The organism is Sulfurimonas sp. (assembly GCF_016744025.1).
Taxonomy (GTDB): domain Bacteria; phylum Campylobacterota; class Campylobacteria; order Campylobacterales; family Sulfurimonadaceae; genus Sulfurimonas.
Window position 1 is genome coordinate 1 of the sequence record NZ_JADGFC010000160.1, and the last position, 4,608, is coordinate 4,608.

At 30.1% G+C, this 4,608-nt stretch carries 3 protein-coding genes and 1 pseudogene; all 4 read left to right on the plus strand.

Translation table 11 applies throughout. The features are described 5' to 3' along the window. Positions 1–766 (plus strand): annotated as a pseudogene (locus QZZ48_RS14160) (hypothetical protein); the annotation flags it as partial. A gap of 1 nt (position 767) precedes the next feature. Continuing rightward, on the plus strand, positions 768–1,073 hold the full coding sequence (locus QZZ48_RS14165) for a DNA-binding protein (RefSeq protein WP_294966906.1): 306 nt from the start codon (positions 768–770) through the stop codon (positions 1,071–1,073). Positions 1,074–1,133: 60 nt separating this feature from the next. Next, positions 1,134–2,234, plus strand: coding sequence for a site-specific integrase (locus QZZ48_RS14170; protein ID WP_294966907.1), 1,101 nt, complete (start codon positions 1,134–1,136; stop codon positions 2,232–2,234). A gap of 256 nt (positions 2,235–2,490) precedes the next feature. Next, positions 2,491–4,161: a hypothetical protein gene (locus tag QZZ48_RS14175; protein WP_294966908.1), complete on the plus strand. Its 1,671-nt coding sequence runs from the start codon at positions 2,491–2,493 to the stop codon at positions 4,159–4,161. The last annotated feature ends 447 nt before the right edge of the window (positions 4,162–4,608 follow it).

Here is a 4,608-nt window from a genome sequence, read left to right on the forward strand (position 1 = left end):
AAAACTTGAACTTTCAAAATCAAGTAAAAAAGAGATTATGTATGAGTACTTTATAAATAATGGCTTAGATACAAACAAAGCTATTTTCAATGTAGAGTTTGAAATGCATAGAACTCATTTAAGAGCTTATGGGATAACAACACTTGAAGATTTAACAACTAATGCAAACAATCTTTTTAAAAAAGCGATGGAAAATATACGACTTATTGATATTAACTCTGTTACAAAAAAAGATATAGAGAATAATTCTAAAAGTAGAGCTAAAACACTTTCAATTTGGAACTACATAAAAGACAACTTTAACATAGATACTTTTATGCAATTTGATTTTCCAATAGAGAGATTAAAAAGAAAAAGTATCATCTATGATGAGAATAGATTTATAGAAGATATGAACATAGTTCTTAAAAAAGGTTTAGTTCATCAGATAGAGATAACTACTGATTTTATCTCTATCATAGCTCAAGACTTTATAGATGAAATAGAAGATAAAAAAGAGAAGTTCAAAGAAGACAATAAACCTAAACGAACTTATATACTAGTAAGTATTGAGGGAGATAATAAAGAGTATAGACTTTTAAAAGGTGGAGAACTCATTACTCCAGTAAAAGTTGTATCTTTTAGAGAACTAAGCAATGAAAAACTAGAAGAAGAAATTACGACACTAGAGAGTTGTCTTCATTTTGGAGAAGAAGAAAAGAGAACAGAGTATGCTCAAAAGTTGGAGATTGCATACAAAGAAAAGTTAAGTAGACGTGAGGTGTGATATGTTAATAGAATTTGAAAACTTATCAAAAATTGGCACAATACTCATAAAATTAGAAGAACTTGAAGCTAAATTATCAGGTGAAAAAAGATGGTTAAATATAAAAGAAGCTTCTAATTATTTGGGTTATTCACAAGACCATATACACAAGCTAAAGAATAGCTATTTTATAGAGGGTAAACACTACTATAAAAAAACTGGCAAATTACTATTTGATAAAATTGCTCTTGATAATTGGGTGCAGTCTTCAACAAACTCTATTGATGTTAAAGAGGTAGCCAATAACATATTAAAAGATTTAATATGATAAAATTGTCGTGTATGCTAAAAAGTCTTATTTTAGGTATTTATGTAAAGGACTACATAAATGGATAAGATGACACAACCTAAGATATATACCCGTGGCAATACGCTATGGGTAAGGTTTTCTTTCAATGGAGAGGTTATAAAAAAATCTCTAAATATGGAAGACACCAAAGCTAATAAAAAATTAGCTAATACACAAATAATTCCACAAATGCTTTTAAAAGTATATAGTGGAGAGTTCTTTAATAATGACAATGTTAAAAAAGTACCTTTGTTTGAAGATTTTGCAGAAGTTAGTTTTGAGCTACATAAAAAAACTAGAAAAGAATCTACTCTAAACAGATACAAGAGTAATTATAATCGTCATATATTGCCTGACTTTAAAGGTAAAAGACTAGATAAAATAAAAACTAGTGAAATATCACTTTGGCAGAACAAACTATTAGAACTTGGTTTAAAACCCAAGAGAGTTAAAGATATTAGGATTGTTTTGTCTGTGATTTTAGAAGATGCAGTAAATGATGAGATTATAGATTTTAATCCAGTTAGAAGAGTAGCTAGATTACCAATGCAAGTTCCAACACATGTAAATCCTTTTTCACTAGATGAAATTAAATTAATTCTTGAACATGCAGACGGACAGTTTATAAACTTCTTCGCAGTAGCTTTTTTTACTGGAATGAGAACTGGTGAGATTATTGGTTTAAAATGGGAAGATATAAATTTAGAGAGAAATGAAATTACGATTAATAGAACTATTAATAAAGGAATGGAAACAACTCCTAAAACTATCAATAGTATTAGAACGATTGAAATTTTACCTACACTAAAAAAGTATTTGAAAAATCAATATAATTTAAGTGCTAAAGATAAATCTTTTGTATTCTTGAACAGAAATAAAAATAATTTCTTTGATAGTAACAAGATAAGAGATTACTCTTGGAAAAGAGCTTTAAAAAGTGCAAATGTAGAATATCGAACTCTATATAACACTAGACACTCTTTTGCTAGTTTAATGATTAGTAAGGGTGAAGATGTTTTATGGGTTTCTCATATGTTAGGACACTCAACTCCTGAAATGACACTCAAAAAATATGCTAGATATATAAAGAATGAAAAGAAACAAAGAGCCACTTTTTTAACAGACGACATTGATTTGTGATATAGAATTGGAACAAAATTGGTACAGTTTTGGAACAATCAAGTTGTCTTAACTTTGATGATACCGTACTTTGGGGGTTTAAAAAGGAATGGTGTCAAGAGAGGGACTCGAACCCTTTACTAAAATACCAACATCCCTCATATGAGGACTTTATACTATTAAATTGTCAGCCATTGGTATACAAAAAGAAGACAATTTTGGCACACCCTGCCAACTAAAACTAGTTTATTAAAGAACTAGTTACAGGACACTTAGTATGAATATAAAAAAGCCTCTTTTATCCTTAATTACTGCTACAGCAATAATGACAACAGGAGTATGTAAAGACTTACCTATTGTGGATAATCCTCATATAGAGAAACGTCTTCCCTCAGTAAAACAGATTATCTTTGCTAAGGATATTGATTCTTCTATCTTTGAAAATGCTACTCCAAGATTTCATTTAGATCTATTAAATTTTATAAATGGTCCTGAACAATTTAAGGCTTGTGCGGTTTTTCGTGGAGCTGGTAAATCTACTCTACTAAATAAAATTCTAGTATTAAATCGTATTTATTTTGAGCATGAACCTTACACTCTTATTGTTTCTGAATCAGAGAAAAAAGCAAAGAGATTTTTAAAAGATATTAAAGGGCTCATTTTAAAAATGCAAGCCAAAGGCTACAGCATTTCAAAAGGTAAGACCTGGACAGATACAAGTATTGAAGTAATTATAAATAAGGGCAAAAAAGACAAAGATGGTAAATCACTTGAGCAATTATCGGCAATAGATGTTTTTGGAGCAGGACAAGATCCTCGTGGTTATACTCATGACAACAATCGTCCTACTTTAATTATAGCCGATGACCTTGAGTCTAAGGTAGGTCAATATGCTATTGGAAATAAAGAAAATAGAAAAAAGCTAAAGAACTGGTTTTATTCTGATCTAATTCCCTCGATGCATCCGATAAGAGGACAGATTATCATCATAGGAACAATCCTACATGAAGATAGTATTTTAAATAACATCATCATGGAAAAGAATGATGATGATAAAACTAACGATAGTGAATGGCATACTAAATCAATTCCAATTATGGAAGGTGGAAAGGCTGCATGGAAGTCACGTTTTCCTATAGCTAAAATAAAAAAACTAAAGATAAGATTAGAACGACTTGGTATGGCTAATCATTTTTATCAAGAGTATATGTGTAAAGCTATGTCACCTGATAAACAACTTTTCAAGAGAGAAATGTTTAAGTACTTTTCTCATGTGGAATATGACAAAAAGATAGAACCTACAATTACTCTTCAAAATGCTAAAGAAAAAGGAATTATAAAAACTAAAAAGCCTTTAAATATTGTTTTAGAAGATGGTAGTAAGATATCATTACTAGATTGTTATATTTATACGACTATGGATTTAGCGACAGGAGATGGAGCAGATAGGACAGCAATAGTTACATTCGCGGTAGCTCCTACAAATGATATCTATATTTTAGATATCTCAGCTGGTCATTGGAGTCCTTTTGAAAAATCTTTGCAGTGCATAAGAATACAAAGTACTTTTAACTCTATCAAGTATGGAATAGAGAAGGGTGGTTTTCAAAATGATTTTCTATATACACTTGATGTTGCTATAAAAGAATCAGGTATAAATATACCAGTTTGTCCACTATCTCACATGAAAAGAGCTAAGAATCTAAGAATATCTAATCTACATCCACTATTTATGACAGAAAGAATACATTTTAACAAAAGTATATCTACTACAACAGAGCTTGAGGGTGAACTTTTAGCATTTGACCCAGCAGTTGATAGTAAGTTTGATGATATTATGGATGCACTTGCTTATTTATTAGATTTTATTCAAGGAAGAACATTTGATGACGATGATGATGATTTTGAGGAAGACGAGTTTGAGGACGATGATGAACGGATGGCATAAGCCCCAACACATCGGAGACAGAAGAGAGACAAAATAAATGAAAAATGAAAATTAGAGATATGACAATTATTTTATAAAAAATTTAAACTATTCACATGAATGTAGGTATTATAAGAGGTCGATGGGGTACATACCCCCCCCATTTTTCTGAGAGCCTTTAAGTTTTGAATCTGAAATAATATCATCTTTTCTGTAACCTTAAGCCAAATAGTCCAAGAATGACCATCTAAACTTAAATTTACTAGATAATCCACCTTTTCTTAAATATATAGGTTTTAATCTTAATTAAAATGACTTAATATCATATATTTTAATACCTTTTTGTTAAGTTTCACATAATAAACCTATAAATCAGTCATTTAAGCTTTAAGATTGTTTCTAACCTTAAATATAGTAGTGAAGTGGGGTGAGTTTTTCATAAACTTCCACTGACCGCTCCACTCCGTG

What these genes read in the sequence shown, in the direction of transcription:
- QZZ48_RS14165 (WP_294966906.1), top strand. Translation starts at nt 768, where the DNA reads ATGTTAATAGAATTTGAAAACTTATCAAAAATTGGCACAATACTCATA.
- QZZ48_RS14170 (WP_294966907.1), top strand. Translation starts at nt 1,134, where the DNA reads ATGGATAAGATGACACAACCTAAGATATATACCCGTGGCAATACGCTA.
- QZZ48_RS14175 (WP_294966908.1), top strand. Translation starts at nt 2,491, where the DNA reads ATGAATATAAAAAAGCCTCTTTTATCCTTAATTACTGCTACAGCAATA.